General features: G+C 64.1%; 15 protein-coding genes. 10 read left to right on the top strand and 5 right to left on the bottom strand.

Features of this window, described 5'->3' with window-relative positions; genetic code table 11:
• The first annotated feature begins 102 nt into the window (after positions 1-102).
• Both ppk2 and V6F88_RS08905 read left to right on the top strand, forming a co-directional pair.
• Positions 103-951 carry a polyphosphate kinase 2 gene (ppk2, locus tag V6F88_RS08910; RefSeq protein WP_332608990.1) on the top strand — a complete coding sequence of 283 codons (849 nt, stop codon included), beginning with the start codon at positions 103-105 and terminating at the stop codon, positions 949-951.
• Between the two features lie 91 nt (positions 952-1,042).
• Positions 1,043-1,828, top strand: coding sequence for a fused MFS/spermidine synthase (locus V6F88_RS08905; protein ID WP_332608989.1), 786 nt, complete (start codon positions 1,043-1,045; stop codon positions 1,826-1,828).
• On the opposite strand, the gene V6F88_RS08900 is transcribed toward V6F88_RS08905, so the two are convergent.
• Positions 1,809-4,085 (bottom strand): FdhF/YdeP family oxidoreductase, encoded by a 2,277-nt coding sequence (locus V6F88_RS08900; protein ID WP_332608988.1) that lies wholly within the window; start codon positions 4,083-4,085, stop codon positions 1,809-1,811. The genes V6F88_RS08905 and V6F88_RS08900 overlap by 20 nt on opposite strands.
• A gap of 187 nt (positions 4,086-4,272) precedes the next feature.
• Here V6F88_RS08900 and V6F88_RS08895 point away from each other — a divergent pair, with 187 nt between their 5' ends.
• From V6F88_RS08895 to V6F88_RS08885, 3 genes are read left to right on the top strand one after another with little or no spacing between them, the layout of a single operon-like run.
• Complete coding sequence (locus tag V6F88_RS08895) at positions 4,273-4,950, top strand: CsgG/HfaB family protein (protein ID WP_046805329.1); 678 nt, start codon at positions 4,273-4,275, stop codon at positions 4,948-4,950.
• A gap of 11 nt (positions 4,951-4,961) precedes the next feature.
• The gene (locus tag V6F88_RS08890) at positions 4,962-5,423 is read left to right on the top strand and encodes a DUF4810 domain-containing protein (protein ID WP_332608987.1); all 462 of its coding nucleotides are present in this window, start codon (positions 4,962-4,964) and stop codon (positions 5,421-5,423) included.
• Positions 5,423-6,073 carry a DUF799 domain-containing protein gene (locus V6F88_RS08885; RefSeq protein WP_332608986.1) on the top strand — a complete coding sequence of 217 codons (651 nt, stop codon included), beginning with the start codon at positions 5,423-5,425 and terminating at the stop codon, positions 6,071-6,073. Before V6F88_RS08890 ends, V6F88_RS08885 begins: the two co-directional genes overlap by 1 nt.
• Positions 6,074-6,087: 14 nt before the next feature.
• Here the strand turns inward: V6F88_RS08885 and dkgB are convergent, their stop codons facing one another.
• Complete coding sequence (dkgB, locus tag V6F88_RS08880; RefSeq protein ID WP_332608985.1) at positions 6,088-6,891, bottom strand: 2,5-didehydrogluconate reductase DkgB; 804 nt, start codon at positions 6,889-6,891, stop codon at positions 6,088-6,090.
• Between the two features lie 123 nt (positions 6,892-7,014).
• Between dkgB and V6F88_RS08875 the strand changes: the two genes are divergently transcribed.
• Positions 7,015-7,929, top strand: coding sequence for a LysR substrate-binding domain-containing protein (locus tag V6F88_RS08875; RefSeq protein WP_332608984.1), 915 nt, complete (start codon positions 7,015-7,017; stop codon positions 7,927-7,929).
• Between the two features lie 88 nt (positions 7,930-8,017).
• The gene (locus V6F88_RS08870) at positions 8,018-8,911 is read left to right on the top strand and encodes a DUF4261 domain-containing protein (protein WP_332608983.1); all 894 of its coding nucleotides are present in this window, start codon (positions 8,018-8,020) and stop codon (positions 8,909-8,911) included.
• On the opposite strand, the gene V6F88_RS08865 is transcribed toward V6F88_RS08870, so the two are convergent.
• The gene (locus V6F88_RS08865; protein ID WP_332608982.1) at positions 8,895-10,115 is read right to left on the bottom strand and encodes an MFS transporter; all 1,221 of its coding nucleotides are present in this window, start codon (positions 10,113-10,115) and stop codon (positions 8,895-8,897) included. The two genes, V6F88_RS08870 and V6F88_RS08865, sit on opposite strands and share 17 nt — an antisense overlap.
• Positions 10,116-10,213: 98 nt before the next feature.
• Here V6F88_RS08865 and V6F88_RS08860 point away from each other — a divergent pair, with 98 nt between their 5' ends.
• The gene (locus V6F88_RS08860) at positions 10,214-11,161 is read left to right on the top strand and encodes a LysR family transcriptional regulator (RefSeq protein WP_332608981.1); all 948 of its coding nucleotides are present in this window, start codon (positions 10,214-10,216) and stop codon (positions 11,159-11,161) included.
• Between the two features lie 118 nt (positions 11,162-11,279).
• Here V6F88_RS08860 and V6F88_RS08855 read toward each other — a convergent pair whose 3' ends face one another.
• Both V6F88_RS08855 and V6F88_RS08850 read right to left on the bottom strand, forming a co-directional pair.
• On the bottom strand, positions 11,280-12,215 hold the full coding sequence (locus tag V6F88_RS08855; RefSeq protein WP_332608980.1) for an ornithine cyclodeaminase family protein: 936 nt from the start codon (positions 12,213-12,215) through the stop codon (positions 11,280-11,282).
• A gap of 111 nt (positions 12,216-12,326) precedes the next feature.
• On the bottom strand, positions 12,327-13,433 hold the full coding sequence (locus V6F88_RS08850) for an EAL domain-containing protein (RefSeq protein ID WP_332608979.1): 1,107 nt from the start codon (positions 13,431-13,433) through the stop codon (positions 12,327-12,329).
• A 350-nt stretch (positions 13,434-13,783) separates the two neighbouring features.
• On the opposite strand from V6F88_RS08850, the gene V6F88_RS08845 reads away from it, so the two are divergent.
• Positions 13,784-14,353 carry a sigma-70 family RNA polymerase sigma factor gene (locus V6F88_RS08845; RefSeq protein ID WP_332608978.1) on the top strand — a complete coding sequence of 190 codons (570 nt, stop codon included), beginning with the start codon at positions 13,784-13,786 and terminating at the stop codon, positions 14,351-14,353.
• Positions 14,353-14,985, top strand: coding sequence for a DUF1109 domain-containing protein (locus V6F88_RS08840; RefSeq protein ID WP_332608977.1), 633 nt, complete (start codon positions 14,353-14,355; stop codon positions 14,983-14,985). Before V6F88_RS08845 ends, V6F88_RS08840 begins: the two co-directional genes overlap by 1 nt.
• Positions 14,986-15,096: the final 111 nt, after the last annotated feature.

Below are 15,096 nucleotides of genomic sequence, written 5' to 3'. Positions count from 1 at the left end.
GCACCTTTCACGATTCGAACCTGACGATTTTTCGCCGGAATCATCATGGACCTTGAATTGCGACTCGGCTCACAATGTCCGATGGGCCGATCAAGGAGCGAGATGATGAAAACCGAAAAAGGAATCGCAAAGGACGAACCCGTCGGCGCCGCTATTGAAAACGGCGCGCCCGGTGTCGCGGGGTTGTCGGCAAAGAAATACGAGCGCGAGTTGGCCAGGCTGCATGTCGAACTGGTCAAGCTTCAGCAATGGGTCGTGCATAGCGGAGCAAAGGTCTGCATCCTGTTCGAAGGGCGCGACGGCGCGGGCAAGGGCGGCACCATCAAGGCCATTACCGAACGAGTCAGTCCACGGGTATTTCGCGTAGTGGCGCTGCCGTCGCCCACCGACCGCGAAAAAACGCAGATGTACGTGCAGCGCTATCTGCCGCATTTGCCGGCGGCCGGCGAAATCGTGATATTTGACCGCAGTTGGTACAACCGCGCCGGCGTGGAACGCGTCATGGGGTTTTGCACCAAAAGCCAGGCCAAGGCATTTTTGAAAGCCGTGCCGCTGGTCGAGCGCGCGATCATCGATTCCGGCGTGATCCTGATCAAGTACTGGCTGGAAGTCAGTGAAGCCGAGCAGACGCGGCGGCTACAGGCGCGGATTCATGACGAGCGAAAAATCTGGAAGCTGTCCAAGCTGGATCTGGATTCGTACAGCCACTGGTATGACTATTCGCGCGCGCGCGACGACATGTTTGCGCAAACCGATACCGACTACGCGCCTTGGTTCGTGGCCGATTCCAATAACAAAAGACGGGTGCGCCTCAATATCATCAGCCACCTTCTGCAGAGCATTCCGTACAAGGCGCTGCCCCGGGCGAAGATAACGCTGCCCAAGCGGCAAAAGCCCCAGGGCTACCGCGAGCCGGACCGCCCGGTGCGCAACGTACCGACGGTGTTCTAGAAATCTGGCGGCCCCCAAACCGGGCGCCCCGGGGCGAGTGGTATCTTGTGTCTGTTTTTATGTAGATGCATTGGCAGACGCCACCCGCCCCATGTCCGACCACGTAACACCCGCGCCGCCCAACCCGCCCACCGCGTCCGATGAACCCCAGGCCATTCACCGGCCCTTCGTGCAGAACGTGGGCACGCGGCGCATGCTGCATTTCACTCAGAAAGAAATCCAAAGCAGCATGTCGCTGCTGAATCCCGACGCGCTGGAAATCGAGTACACGCGCATGATGATGGGTTTCGTGCTGTTCAACCCCGAGCCCGCGCGTATTCTGATGGTGGGCCTGGGCGGCGGCTCGCTGCCCAAGTTCTGTTATCGCTACCTGGCTGGCGCGGACATTGAAGTGGTCGAGATCGACCCCGCCGTCATTGCCCTGCGCGAGGCCTTCATGGTGCCGCCCGACAACGCCCGTTTTCGCGTGATCCAGGCCGATGCGGCCGACCACCTGCGCGGGCTGTCGGACCATGCCGACGTGATTTTCCTGGACGGCTATGGCGTGGGCGGCATTCCGGACGCGCTGTGTTCCGAAGCGTTCTACGGCGACTGCCACCGCGCGCTACGCGAGAACGGCATCCTGGTCATCAACTACCACGTGAACCATCCGATGCATCACGAGTACCTGGCGCGTGTGCGGGCGTCGTTCGGGTCGTCGATGTTTGAAGTGGTGGATGACGACATGACCAACAGCGTGGTGTTCGCCTGCAAGGGCGACTTGCTGAACGATCCGGCCGCCGCCGAACTGAAGCGCCCGGCCGCCATCCCGCGCGACGCGTGGCGTCAGCTGATGCCGACGCTGCGCGTCATCGGGGCTACGCTGGAACTTCGATAGCCTTGCGGATCCGCACGGGGATGGACTTGTAGCTGGGCGTGCCGCTTTGCTTGTCCTGGTAGTCCAGCGGGCAAAGGTTGTTGGCTTCGGGGTAGTACGCGCCGACGGACCCGGGCGCGATGTCGTAGGCAATGGCGGTCAGCCGCAGATGGCGATGCGATTCGCCCGGCAGGCCGGTGTTGATGTCGACGTCGTCGCCATGTTCCAGGCCGTGACGGGCCATGTCGGCGGCGTTCATGAACAGCACGTCGCGTCGGCCGAACACGCCGCGATAGCGGTCGTCCAGCCCATAGATCGTGGTGTTGTATTGATCGTGGCTGCGCAACGTGGTCAGCGTCAGCGTGTCGGACGGCGCGGCCGGGTCCTCGCGCAGGCCCTTGAACGGAAGGAATTGCGCCTTGCCGGTCGGGGTCTTCCAGATGCGTTCCGTGGGCGGCAGCGACAAGCGAAAACCGCCCGGCTTCAGGATGCGTTCGTTGTAGCCCCGAAAGTCCGGGTAGACCTGTTCGATCAGGTCGCGGATGCGGCCATAGTCTTCCACCAGATGCAGCCATGGCACGCGGGTGTGCGGCAACGTGGCAGCGGCCATGGCGGCGATGATGGCCGGTTCGGATCGCAGGTGTTCGGAGGCCGGCGCCAGCTTGCCGCGCGAGGCATGCACCATCGACATGGAGTCCTCGACGGTGATGGACTGCGCGCCAGCGGCCTGCACATCGCTTTCCGTGCGGCCCAGCACCGGCAGGATGATCGACTCGCGGCCGATCAGCAGGTGCGATCGATTCAGCTTTGTGTTCATGTGCACCGCCAGGTCCAGCCGGCGCATGCCGGCTTCGCACTGATCAGTGTCGGACAGGGCCATCGCCAGGTTTCCGCCCAGGCAGATCAGCGCGCGCGCCGAACCGTCGACCATTGCTTTCATGGCGTCCACGGCGTCGTGGCCGTGGCGCTCGGGCGGGCGGAAACCGAACGTCTTTTCAAAGTTGTCGAACATCACCGGATCGATCTTTTCCGTGATGCCTACCGTGCGATTGCCCTGCACGTTGGAATGCCCGCGCAGCGGGCAGATGCCGGCGCCCGGCTTGCCGAAGTTGCCGCGCATGAGCAGCAGCGCGGCAATCTGCTGCACGTTGTGGGTGCCGCGCGCGTGCTGGGTGATGCCCATGCCGTAAGTAACGATGGTGGCATTGGACTTGGCGTACGCGGCCGCCACGGCTTCAAGGTCCGCGCGGGACAGGCCGCTGGCGGCTTCGATGTCGTGCCAGGGGGTGTCGTTAAGGTCCTGCACATAGGCGTCAAAGCCCTCGGTGTGCTGGGTGATGAATTCATGGTCCAGCACGCCGCGCGCGTCACGGTCCGCCGCCACTAGCGCCTTCATGATCCCCTTGAGCGCGGCCGCGTCGCCGCCGACCTTCACCTGGTAATACGTGGACGCAATGCGGGTGGACCCCAGCGTGCCCATCTCGACCGGATTCTGGGGGTCGGCAAAGCGTTCCAGCGCGCGTTCTCGCAAGGGGTTGAACACAATGATGGGCACGCCGCGCCGCGCGCATTCGTGCAAGGTGCCCATCATGCGCGGGTGGTTGGTGCCGGGGTTGTGACCCATCGAGATGATCAGGTCGCAGGTGTCGAAGTCGTCCAGCGAAACCGTGCCTTTGCCGATGCCGATGGCTTGCGGCAGGCCGACGCTGGTGGCCTCGTGGCACATGTTCGAGCAATCGGGAAAATTGTTGGTGCCCAGCTCGCGCGCGAACACGCTGAAGAGAAAGGCGGCTTCGTTCGAGGCGCGGCCCGAGGTATAGAACTCGACCATGTCGGGGTCGGGCAATGCCGACAACGTGGCGCCGATGCGGGCGAACGCGGCGTCCCAGCCGATGGCTTGGTACGTGTCGCTGGCGGCGTCGTACGCCATGGGGTGCGTCAGCCGGCCGGCGTCTTCCAGGTCGTGGTCGCTCCAGGTCAGCAGTTCGGTGACGGTATGCGCGGCAAAGAACTCGGGCGGGACGCGCTTCTTGGTGGCTTCCCACGTCACGGCCTTGGCGCCGTTTTCACAAAACTGGAAGGTGGACGTGTGCGCCTTGTCGGGCCACGCGCAGCCAGGGCAGTCAAAGCCGTCGGGCTTGTTGGTGCGCAGCAGCAGCACGGGCGCTTCGGCAATGCGCATCTGGTCGGCGACGGCCTGCGCGGTGGCCTTGAGCGCGCCCCACCCCCCCGCGGGAGCGTCATAGCGATGGATGCCGGTCAGGTTGCGTGACTTCATGAATTCTCTTTTCTCAGTACAACGGCCACGTTTTTAAACGTTTTTTGCTGAATACCGCATGTCGCCCGAAAAGTCTCGTTATTTCAATTTGTGACAAAACTATTCATTTGCTTATAATGCCGGCTCGATTCAATAACGATTAGAGGCTTGCCCGCCGCGGGTGCGGTGGCGCCGGCAGGAGAAGAAGATGTTGAACAAGGTCGTAAAGATGGGCGCGCTGGCCGTATTGGCGGCGGCGATTTCCGGTTGCGCCACCGAGCGTTCGCAAGCGCTGGTGGTGCCGGCCACGCAGGCGGCGGCCAAGCCGTATCAAGGCGTGCGCAGCCCGATCTCGGTGGGTAAATTCGATAACCGCACCAACTATCTGCGTGGCGTGTTCTCGGACGGCGTGGACCGCCTGGGCGGCCAGGCCAAGACGATCGTGGTCAGCCATCTTCAGCGCAGCGGCCGCTTCCAGGTCATGGATCGCGACAACCTCTCCGAAATCAAGCAGGAAGCCGGCTTCAACAAAAAGGCCAACCAGATCAAGGGCGCCCGCTACGTCGTGACGGGCGACGTCACCGCCTTCGGCCGCAAGGTCACTGGCGACCAGCAGCTGTTCGGCATCCTGGGTCGCGGCAAGGAACAAGTGGCGTACGCCAAGGTGGACCTGAACGTGGTGGACGTGACGACGTCCGAAGTGGTGTATTCCGCGTCGGGCGCGGGCGAGTACAGCCTGTCGAACCGCGAAGTCATCGGCTTTGGCGGCACCGCCAGCTACGACTCCACCCTGAACGGCAAGGTCCTGGACCTGGCCATCCGCGAAGCGGTTGACCGCCTGGTCGACGGCATCGAGCAAGGCGCCTGGCAGCCTTCGGCCAACTAAGGAGAACTTCCATGTTGAAACGACAGGCGATGCGTCGCCCGGGTGCGCTTGCGCGCGCCGGACGCGGCTTGGCGGTTGCCGCCACGGTGGGCCTCTTGAGTGCATGCGTGCAGCAGCCCAAGTCGATGTACAGCTGGCAGGCTTATCAGCCTTCCGTCTATGCCTATCTGAAGGAAGACGGGTCGGATAACGCGGTGCAGGCTCAAGCCCTGGAAAAGAACATTGAAACCGCGCGTGCGGCCAATGTTGAGTTGCCGCCGGGCTTTCGCGCGCATCTGGGCATGCTGTATCTGAAGATGGGTGATGGCGACAAGGGCGTGGAACAGCTGCAAAGCGAGAAGGCGGCTTTCCCGGAATCCACGCCGTTCATGGACTTCCTGATGCGCAACGTCGGCAAGCCCGCGGCGTCCGCTGACGCCGCATCCGCCACCCCGGCATCCGCCGATGCGGCAGCCTTGAAGAAGGGATCGTGATGATGAACCGATTGTTCCGAATCGGCCTGTTGGCCGCCGTCGCCATGCTGGCCGGTTGCGTCGCGCCGCAACAGCATGTGGATTACACCGCCTTCCGCGAAAGCAAGCCGGCGTCGATCCTGGTGCTGCCGCCGCTGAACACGTCCGTGGACGTGGCCGCGACGGCCGCCGTGCTGTCGCAAGCCACGCGGCCCCTGGCGGAATCGGGCTACTACGTGATCCCGGTGGGCGTCATGGACGAGACCTTCAAGCAGAACGGCCTGAGCTCCCCGGATGAAATCCACGGCTTGCCCGGCGCCAAGCTGCGCGAGATCTTCGGTGCCGACGCCGCCTTGTACATGACGGTCAAGCAGTACGGCGCCAGCTATGCCGTGGTGTCCAGCAACGTCACGGTGGCCATCGACGCCGAACTGATCGACCTGCGCAACGGCGCCAAGCTGTGGTCGGGCAGCAAGCAGGTAGTGCAGGCCAGCAACAGCAGCGGCGGCCTGATCGGCATGCTGGTGCAGGCGATGGTGGACCAGATCGTCAACACACTGTCGGATCGCAGCTATGGCGTGGCCGGCACCACCAACCACATGCTGCTCAGCGCGGGGCAACCCGGCGGTATCTTGTACGGGCCACGTTCCCCGCGCTACGACACGCAGTAATCCTGCCCGACGTATCAGTCCCAGGCCGCGGCCAGCCCTTCGGGGCTGACTTCGCGGCCGTTTCTTTCCAGCGTCGCGATTTGCGCCATGTCCGCGTCGGTCAAACGCAGGTCCCTGGCCAGCAGGTTGCTGGCCAGGTTGTCGCGCTTGGTCGATGACGGGATCACCGAATAGCCCAGCTGTAGCGCCCAGGCCAACGTCACCTGCGCGGGCGTGGCGTTGTGGCGGTCGGCGATTTCCCGGATGACCGGGTCGTTCAGCACCCGGCCATACGCCAGCGTCATGTACGACGTGACGTGGATGCCCTGCTCTTTCAGGAACGCCGTCAGCGTGGCGTTCTGCAAGTAGGGGCTGAGTTCGATCTGATTGGTGGCGATGGCCTCGCGGCCCACGGCGGCGATGGCGGCGCGGGTTTGCGCAATGGGAAAGTTCGAGATACCGATCTGGCGCGTCAGCCCTTGCACGCGGGCCTCGGCCAGCGCGGTCATGCATTCATCGATGGACACGCCGTTACTCGGCGCGGGCCAGTGGATCAAGGTCAGGTCCACATAGTCGGTTCGCAGCTTGGCCAGGCTGTCCTTCAAGCTGGGCACCAGCTTGTCGCGCCCGGTGTTGGGCACCCAGATCTTGGTGGTGATGAACAAGTCATCGCGCGCCACGCCTGATTGCGCAATGGCCTGGCCCACGTCCGCTTCGTTCTCGTAGATCTGCGCCGTGTCGATGGCGCGATAACCGACGTCCAGCGCGTTGCGCACCGAATCAATGACGACTTGTCCTTGCAGCCGGAACGTGCCGACGCCGAAACTGGGAATGCTCATGTAAAACTCCGAAAGGGGGGGATGATCCAGGCGCCGATGGCCCGGGAATGCAGCCAGTGTGCCCGCCGTATCCTTGCCAAAAAAGCCCCATATCGGCGAAATACTTTTGATATAACGTCAAGTATGAAAACGACGCTAGATGAAATGCAGGTCTTTATCGCCGTGGTGGACAGCGGGTCCATCACCGCTGCCGCCGACGTGCTGGGCCAGACCATCTCGGCCACCAGCCGCACCATGAGCCGGCTGGAAGAAAAGCTGCAAACCACGCTGATGCGCCGCACCACGCGCAGGCTGGCCCTGACCGAAGAAGGCCGCGCGTATCTTGAGCAGGTGCGCCGCATCGTCGCGGCGGTCGAAGAAACCGAAGACCTGATGAATGTGCGGCGCAATCAACCCGCCGGGCTGTTGCGTGTGGATGCGGCCTCGCCCTTCATGCTGCACGTGATCGCGCCGCTGGTGCCCGGCTACCGCAAGCGGTATCCGCAAGTCGAGCTGGAATTGAATAGCAACGAAGGCAATATCGATTTGCTGGAACGCCGCACCGACCTGGCGATCCGCATCGGGCGGTTGAAGGATTCGTCGCTGCACGCCGTGCCGCTGGGCCAGAGCCGCGTGCGCGTGCTGGCCAGCCCGGCGTATCTGGCGCAGCAGGGCACGCCCAAGCGCGTGGCCGACCTGGCCAAGCACATTCTGCTGGGGTTCAGCCAGCTGGAATCGTTGAACGAATGGCCGCTGCTGGATGCCGACGGCCAACCTCTGCACATCAAGCCCGGCGTGCGCGCCCACAGCGGCGAGACGTTGCGGCAGCTGGCGCTGAACCAGGGCGGCATTGTCTGCCTGTCGGATTTCATGACGCGGGCCGATCGAGAATCGGGCGCGTTGCAGCAGGTGTTGCCGCGCCAGACGCAAGACGTCAGGCAGCCGATCAACGCGGTGTACTACCGCAACACCGCGATTTCATCGCGCATCAAATCGTTCATCGACTATGTGCTTGAAACGGTAGGGCCGGACGGATTCTCCGAGCCGCCGGGTCGGTGAGAGATGTGTCCAATGGAGACATCGCCCTCGGGCGCGCGGGGGGCAACCGTATACTGCCCCCGTTTTAAACCTGGATAGCCCCAACCCCATGAGCATCTTCTCCCGCTTCTTCGGCCGCAAGGAAGAATCCGCCGACGCCCGCGCGCTGGCCGCCAACCCCGCCATCGAAAACCCGCTGAGCTTGCAGGTGCTGTTCGCCGAGCCCCTGGCGCTGGACGAGGACGGCTTGCGGGCGGCGTTGTGCGCGTATCACCCGTCGATGAGCGATGCCCGCGTCGAGATCGCACCCGACATGCCGGAAGTGCTGGGCCTGGCGGGCTGGGGCGACCACGTGGTGCGGCTGGTGGGTTTTGACGCGCCCTATCCCAAGGATGCAATGGAAGCCTGCGTGGCGCCGGCGCACTATCCCGGCACGGTCAAGGATGAAGTGCGCGCGCACGCCAGCCACATCATTTTGTACTACGCGGGTTTTTCGCAGGATCCGCTGGAGCAATACGTGGCGCTGGCCGCCGTGGCCGGCGCGTTGACCGGCTTTGGCGCGGTGGCGGTGTTGAACGAACATGCCCATACCTCGTTGCCGGCCGGCGTGTTCGATGCCGAGTCGTTGGGTGAAGAAAGCCTGGACCTGCTGCGCACGCTGCCGCTGAACATGCTGTATTGCGGCTTTGTTAAGTATGAAGTGGATGGCGTGGCCGGCGTGTGGATGCGCACCTATGGCGCCGACCTGTTCAGCCTGCCCGACTTCGCCGCGCTGGCCCGTGGCCATGATGAAGGCGAGTACTACTCGAATATCTTCAACAACATCATGGGTTACATGCTGGAAAGCGGTGCTGAACTGGCCGCCGGGCACACCATGCAGATCGGCGAGAACGCCTACATGAAATTGCGCGAGCCCACCCAGGAAGAGTACTTCCTGGACGGGCCCGCGCAGGTTCTCGTTGCCGAGATCATCACGGCGGACGAGATCAACGCGCCGCAATAATCGCGCGACCCCCGGCAGCCGGCCAGACCCGCAGGCCCAGCGCCAGGGCGGCCGCGCCTGCCGCCACCACCGTCACACCCGTCCAGCCCCAGTGCGCCAGCGCCAGGCTGCCCAGCGCGCCACCGGCGGCCATGCCGATGAACACGCCGGTCATCAGGATGGCGTTCAGGCGGCTGCGGGCGGCCGGGTCAATGCCGTAGACGATGCTTTGATGCGCAATCAGCGAGGTCTGGATGCCCAGATCAAAGCCGATGGCGGCGCCCGCGATCAGCCACAGCGCGGCGTGCGGCGACAGGAAGGGCAGAAAGATCATGGCGGCAAACGACACCATCGTCAGCCCGGCGCCCAGGCTGGCCACGGCAAGCGGACCCCGGGTGTCGGCCACGCGGCCGGCCAGCGGCGCGGCCAGCGCGCCGGCGGCGCCCGCCAGCCCGAACGCACCCGCCGCACCGGCACCCAGGTGAAACGGCGCGCCATGCAACATCACCGCCAAGGTCGACCAGAACGCACTGAAGCCCAGCGACAGCAAGCCCTGCGCGGTGGCGGCGCGGCGCAGGCCGGGGTGCTGGCGCCACAAGGTCGCCAAGGAGCCCAGCAACGCGGCGTACGACAGCTGCGCGGTCGGCACGAAGCGCGGCAGGCCACGCCACAGCGCCGCGCCCAGCGCCACGATGGTGACGGCGGCCGCCACGAACATGGCGCGCCAGCCGAACTGCTCGGCAACAAATCCGCTGACCACGCGTGACAACAGGATGCCCAGCAATAGCCCCGTCATGACGGTGCCGACGATCTTGCCGCGTTGCTCTACCGGCGCCAGATGCGCGGCGGCCGGCACGATGTCCTGCGCCAGCGTGGCGGACAGGCCGACCACGAAGCTGGCGGCCAGCAACATGCCGATGGAGGGCGCGACGGCGGCGGCCAGCAATGCCAGGCTGAGCACGGCGGCCTTGATGAGGATGATGCGCTTTCGGTCGTGGCGGTCGCCCAAGGGCGCCAGCATCAGGATGCCGAAGGCATAACCCAGCTGCGTCAGGGTGGGGATCCAGCCCAGCGTCTCGGCGCTGGCGTGGATGTCCGCGCCCAGTACGCCCAGCATCGGCTGGCTGTAATACAGGGACGCTACCGACAGGCCGGCGCCGATCGCCAGAAGGAAAACGAGTCCGCGCGACAAGGCGGCGGTGGAGGTGGGGGTTTGGGATGACATGGTGAGGTGTCCGAAGGATCGTGTACGGGGCAGATTCTGGGCGCGCGCGCCTTGTTTTGGTAGCCGACTTGCGGGTACATCGGTTATACGATTGGCGTATGACCACCCCTGCCCCGCCCTCCGCGGCCGCCACCGCCGCCGCCACCGACCGCCTGCTGCTGATCGAAACTTTCGTGCGCATTGTCGAAGCCGGCAGCCTCTCGGCCGCCGCCGCGCAACTGGGCGGCACGCAGCCCACGGTCAGCCGCCGCCTGCAACTGCTTGAACGCACCATGGGAGTGCGGCTGCTGCAACGTTCCACCCACGCGATCCGGCTGACCGAAGACGGCCAGCGCTGTTATGAACGCGCCAAGGAATTGATTGCCACGTGGCAATCGTTTGAAAGCGAGGTGCGCGGCGCGGGCGACGAGCCCATCGGTACGCTGCGCGTGGTGGCGCCGCACGCGTTCGGCCAGGACCAGTTCGTCGATCCGCTGGCCAGCTATCTGCGCCAGTATCCGAACATGCGGGTGGAATGGCTGCTGCACGACCGCATGCCCGACCTGATCGCCGAGAACGTGGACTGCGCCATACGCGTGGGGGCGGTGACCGATCCGTCGGTGATCGCCATCAAGCTGGGTGAAGTGCCACGCATCGTCATCGCGTCGCCTGACTTGCTGCAAGGCGAGCCCGTCCCGCAACATCCCGAAGCGCTGGCGCGCCTGCCGTGGCTGGCGCTGCGCACGTTCTATCGCACCGAGGTCAGCCTGACGCATTGCGCCACGGGGGCGACAGAACGCTTCGGCATCCAGCCGCGTCTGTCTACCGATGGTCTGTATGCGCTGCGCAAGTCCGCGTTGCTGGGGCTGGGCGTGGCGTTGGGCTCGGCCTGGGCGATGCAGGACGATCTTGCCGCCGGCCGGCTGGTGCATCTGGCGCCCGATTGGCGCGCGGATCCGCTGCCGGTGTTCCTGGTGTACGCGCCATCGCGCTATCAGCCCGCGCGCCTGCGCCGCTTCATCGAGATCATGCGTGAGCACCTGCCGGTGGAGTTGGGCGGCGGCTGATGCAAGGCCGTCGATGCCCGCACGGCTACCGTAGCGGCCCAACGCAAGATGCCGACTCCTCGGCCGTCTTGCCCCTGGCCGTCTTGCGCTGGGCCGTCTTGCACCAGGCCGTCTAGTACTACGCCGTCGCCGCCTCAACCACCAGCGTGGCCAGCGTCAGGTCTTCCAGCGCGCTGCCCACCGCCTTGAACACCGTGATCTCTTCATCGTTGCGCCGCCCAGGCCGCTGTCCGGTGGTGAGCTGATGCAGATCGCCCTGGATGGCGTCGCGTGTCAGGACACCGGCCTCGAAGGCGGACAACAGGTCGCCGGATTTGGTCGGGGCTTCGTCGGTGTCCACGTAGACCGTCGTGCCATCAAAGCAGGCCGGGTCGGTTTCACGCATCTCGGGCTTGAAGCTGCCGATCAAATCCAGGTGCACGCCGGGCCGCAGCCACGCGCCGCGTATCAGCGGCACGGTCGACAGCGTGGCGCAGCTGATGATGTCGGCCTGGCGCGTGGCCGCTTCCAGGTCGGTGGTGGCGCTTGCGTCAAAACCTTGCTCCCGCAGGCGTTGCGCCAACACTTCGGCGCCGGCCGCGCGCACGTTCCAGACCATGACGCGTTCAATCGGGCGCACCTGACGCATGGCTTGCGCCACCAGGCCCGCGATGCGGCCCGAGCCGACGATCAACAAGGTGCGCGCATCTTTTCGGGCCAGATAATCCGCGCCCAGCGCCGCCGCGCCCGCCGTTCGAAATACCGTGATGACATCGCCGTCCACCTGCGCCACCGGCACGCCCGTGGTGGCGCTGTACAGGTTGTAGGTCGCATGCAGCCCGGGCAGGCCCAGGTGCGTGTTGTCGGGAAAGATGTTGATGATCTTCACGCCGAAATATCCTCGGTCGCTCCAGGCCGGCATGATCAGCGAGGTGCCGCGCGACGAGCCGGATTCAATGGCGTGGACATGGCGCGGGGGCACCGTCGCGCCGTCGCGAAAGGCCGTGCGCAGGGCGTCGATGACGGCGTCGAAGGACAGCGCGGCACGGGTTTGGTCGGTGTCGATAAAGCGCATGGAAGGCTGCCTGAAAAGAAAGATCGATGTGTAGGGCAGCAGGCAGTCTAGCAGCGTGCGGGCGGCCATCGCCTCGCAGACGCGCGCCGTAAAGGAAAAGAGCCGGCGCTATCAGGCGACATGGCCGGTGGGGGCGCGATGACGCTGCGTGGCGGCAAGCGCCGCCGGGCAAAAGCCGGGGGTAACCGGTGTACCTGCCGGCGTACCCACCGACTCGTCCAGCGAGGCATCGGCCGCGCGCGAGGCCAGCACCGGCAGCAGCTCGGCCCGGCAAGGGCGCCCGTACAGCCAACCCTGGCCGGTAGCCTCGGGCGCGCGTTCCAGCACATAGCGCGCCTGTTCCTCGGTTTCAATGCCTTCGACAATGATGTAGATGTTCATGCGGCGCGTCATCTCGAACACCGACTCCAGCACGGTCGCGGCCCACTCGTTGGCGCTAACCCAACGGATCAGCGTGCGATCCAGCTTCAGGCCGCTGACGCCCCACGTCAGCAGATTGCTAAGGTTGGCGTAGCCGGTGCCGAAATCGTCTATGACCACACGAAAACCCGCATGCAGGTATTGCGCGATCAGCGTGCGCGGATCGTCCACCACGAACGCAAGCGACTCCGTGATCTCAAGCACGATTCTGTCGGGCGATATGCCAAACTCGCGTGTCGTTTCAAGCATGAACCGCGCGAAGGAGATGTCCTCGATATCGCGCGGCGTCACGTTGATGCTGCAATAAAAATTGCCGGGCTCGCGCAGCGCGACGCACAGATCCGTCAACGTAGCGCGCACCACGTGTCGCGTCAGCTGACGACCAAGCCCCGTCGTTTCCGCCCACGCAAAAAAAGTCTCGGGGGCAATTGCGCCCAGCGTTTCGTGGGTCCAGCGCGCCAGCGCCTCAACGCCCACCTCGTGGCCCGACGACATGTTCACCAGCGGTTGGTAAACCATGTGGATGTGGCCGCGGCGGATAGCGCGTTTGATACGGCGCCGAACACCGGGCGCCCCGCCTGACCAGCGGTACAACAGCAGGCTCAACAGCACGCCGCCAAAGGCGCCCGCCAACGCGGGCAGCAGCACGTCGCCGGCGCGCTGCGCGGTGGCGTCAACGACCGGCGCACCGGGGGGAAGGCTGCTTGCGCCGATTGTCACGCCCACGACAACGCCCGCCAGGATGAGCAATAAAAAGTACGGCAGGCAGGGGCGCATAAAACGATGTGAAATTGTCATGGTGCCAAACAAGCAATGTGAAGTGTCGGGGCGATGTTCAGGACATCCGTGAAATCCCTGACGAAGAAGTGTCTGCGCGGTGACCATCCGGACACGTTTTCAAAACCGCGCCGAAGGATGGGACACGCATTAACTAATACGTCTCGAACCGCGCGCTTGTTGCACCGTTGACGTTAATTTGCATTTGATGTGTGCGCATATTTGCGAGCATTGGCGGTTGCGCAACGGACGGTAATAAGCGCGCTGAATATTTGTGTATCCGTCTGTTTTTCCGCGCGTATACTCCGCTGCATGGTCAGCCCCCGAGTGCCGTCTTTGCGGCAAGGCTGCTGACCAGAATGGCGCATGACATGCCAAGAGAATTCTCCGCCCGTTTGGGGACTGTGGAATCCGAACTCAGAGCGCTGTGGCTAGACGCTCAGGCGGGAGACGAAACAGCGTATCGCGATGTCTTGGGGCGCATCGCGCGATTACTGCGAGCCTATTTGCGTCGTCGCATGGGTGGCTGGCAGGACGATGTTGAAGACCTGGTTCAAGAATGTCTGTTGGCACTGCATTTGCAGCGCGCAAGCTATGACCCTGCCCAGCCGCTATCGGCTTGGGTGTACGCAATTTCTCGTCACAAGCTGATCGATTTCTGGCGCCGTAATCGACGCTATGGTGCGCTTAACGATTCGATTGATGACGTGGATGAATCGCTGTTGGTCGGAGAGGTCGGAGAAGCAACGTCGCATGTGGATCTGGCGCGCTTGTTGGGGGTATTGCCCGACGCGCAAAGGCGTGCCATCGAACTGACAAAGCTGGAGGGCTTGAGCGTGGCGGAGGCCGCCACCCGAATAGGAATGACCGAGGGCGCCATAAGGGTTCAGGTGCACCGCGGGTTAAAAAAATTGAGCCTGCTCGTCAAGGTAGTCCTATAGTGAAAACGAAAGACTTCATCGACTTTATTGCCACTGGCGCCGGCCCCGCGCCTGTCTTCAACGTCACCAAGAAGCTGCGCAACGCCATGCTGACCGGCCTTGCCGCCAGCCTGGGAATCGGCCTCTTGGTGCATGGCATCGTGGTCAATCCCGCCGCGCTTGTCAGCCGCTGGTTCAAGCTGGCTTACGCCTTGGCGGTCCTCACGGCAGGATGGATCTTGCTCAAGCAGCTTGCGCGCCCGCTATCACGCGTCAGCAAGCCGTTGTGGGGTCTGGTGCTGGCAGTGCTGGTGATGACCGGATGCGGTTTCTCTGAACTGATAAGCGCGCCGGCCGATCAGTATGACGAGCTGCTGCTGGGCAAGACCTGGATATTTTGTCCGCTGTTGATCTTGCTTATATCCTTGCCCGCATTAGCCGCCGCGCTGTGGACCATGCGCACGCTGGCGCCGACTCGGCTGCGGCTGGCGGGCTTTTCCGCCGGCATCTTCGCGGGCGCGCAAGGGGCGCTGGGCTATTTCCTGATCTGCCCCGAGGATTCATCGCTGTTCGTGGCGGTCTGGTACACGCTGGGTATGGCGCTTAGCGGTCTGCTTGGCTTGTTGCTGGGGCCGCGCGTGCTGCGCTGGTAAACGCCAGGCTGCGGCCGAATGCGTGTCATCACGGACCCTGTCGGGTCCGTTGTTGTTTGGAAGGTCGGTAACGAAACGGGTCGCCGCGTCGAATAAGAAGACATGCCGCTG

It is taken from the genome of Achromobacter sp. ESBL13, from assembly GCF_036668755.1.
GTDB lineage: Bacteria > Pseudomonadota > Gammaproteobacteria > Burkholderiales > Burkholderiaceae_B > Achromobacter.
Note: the sequence above shows the minus strand (reverse complement) of the source record. Positions and strands in the feature narration are given on the sequence as shown.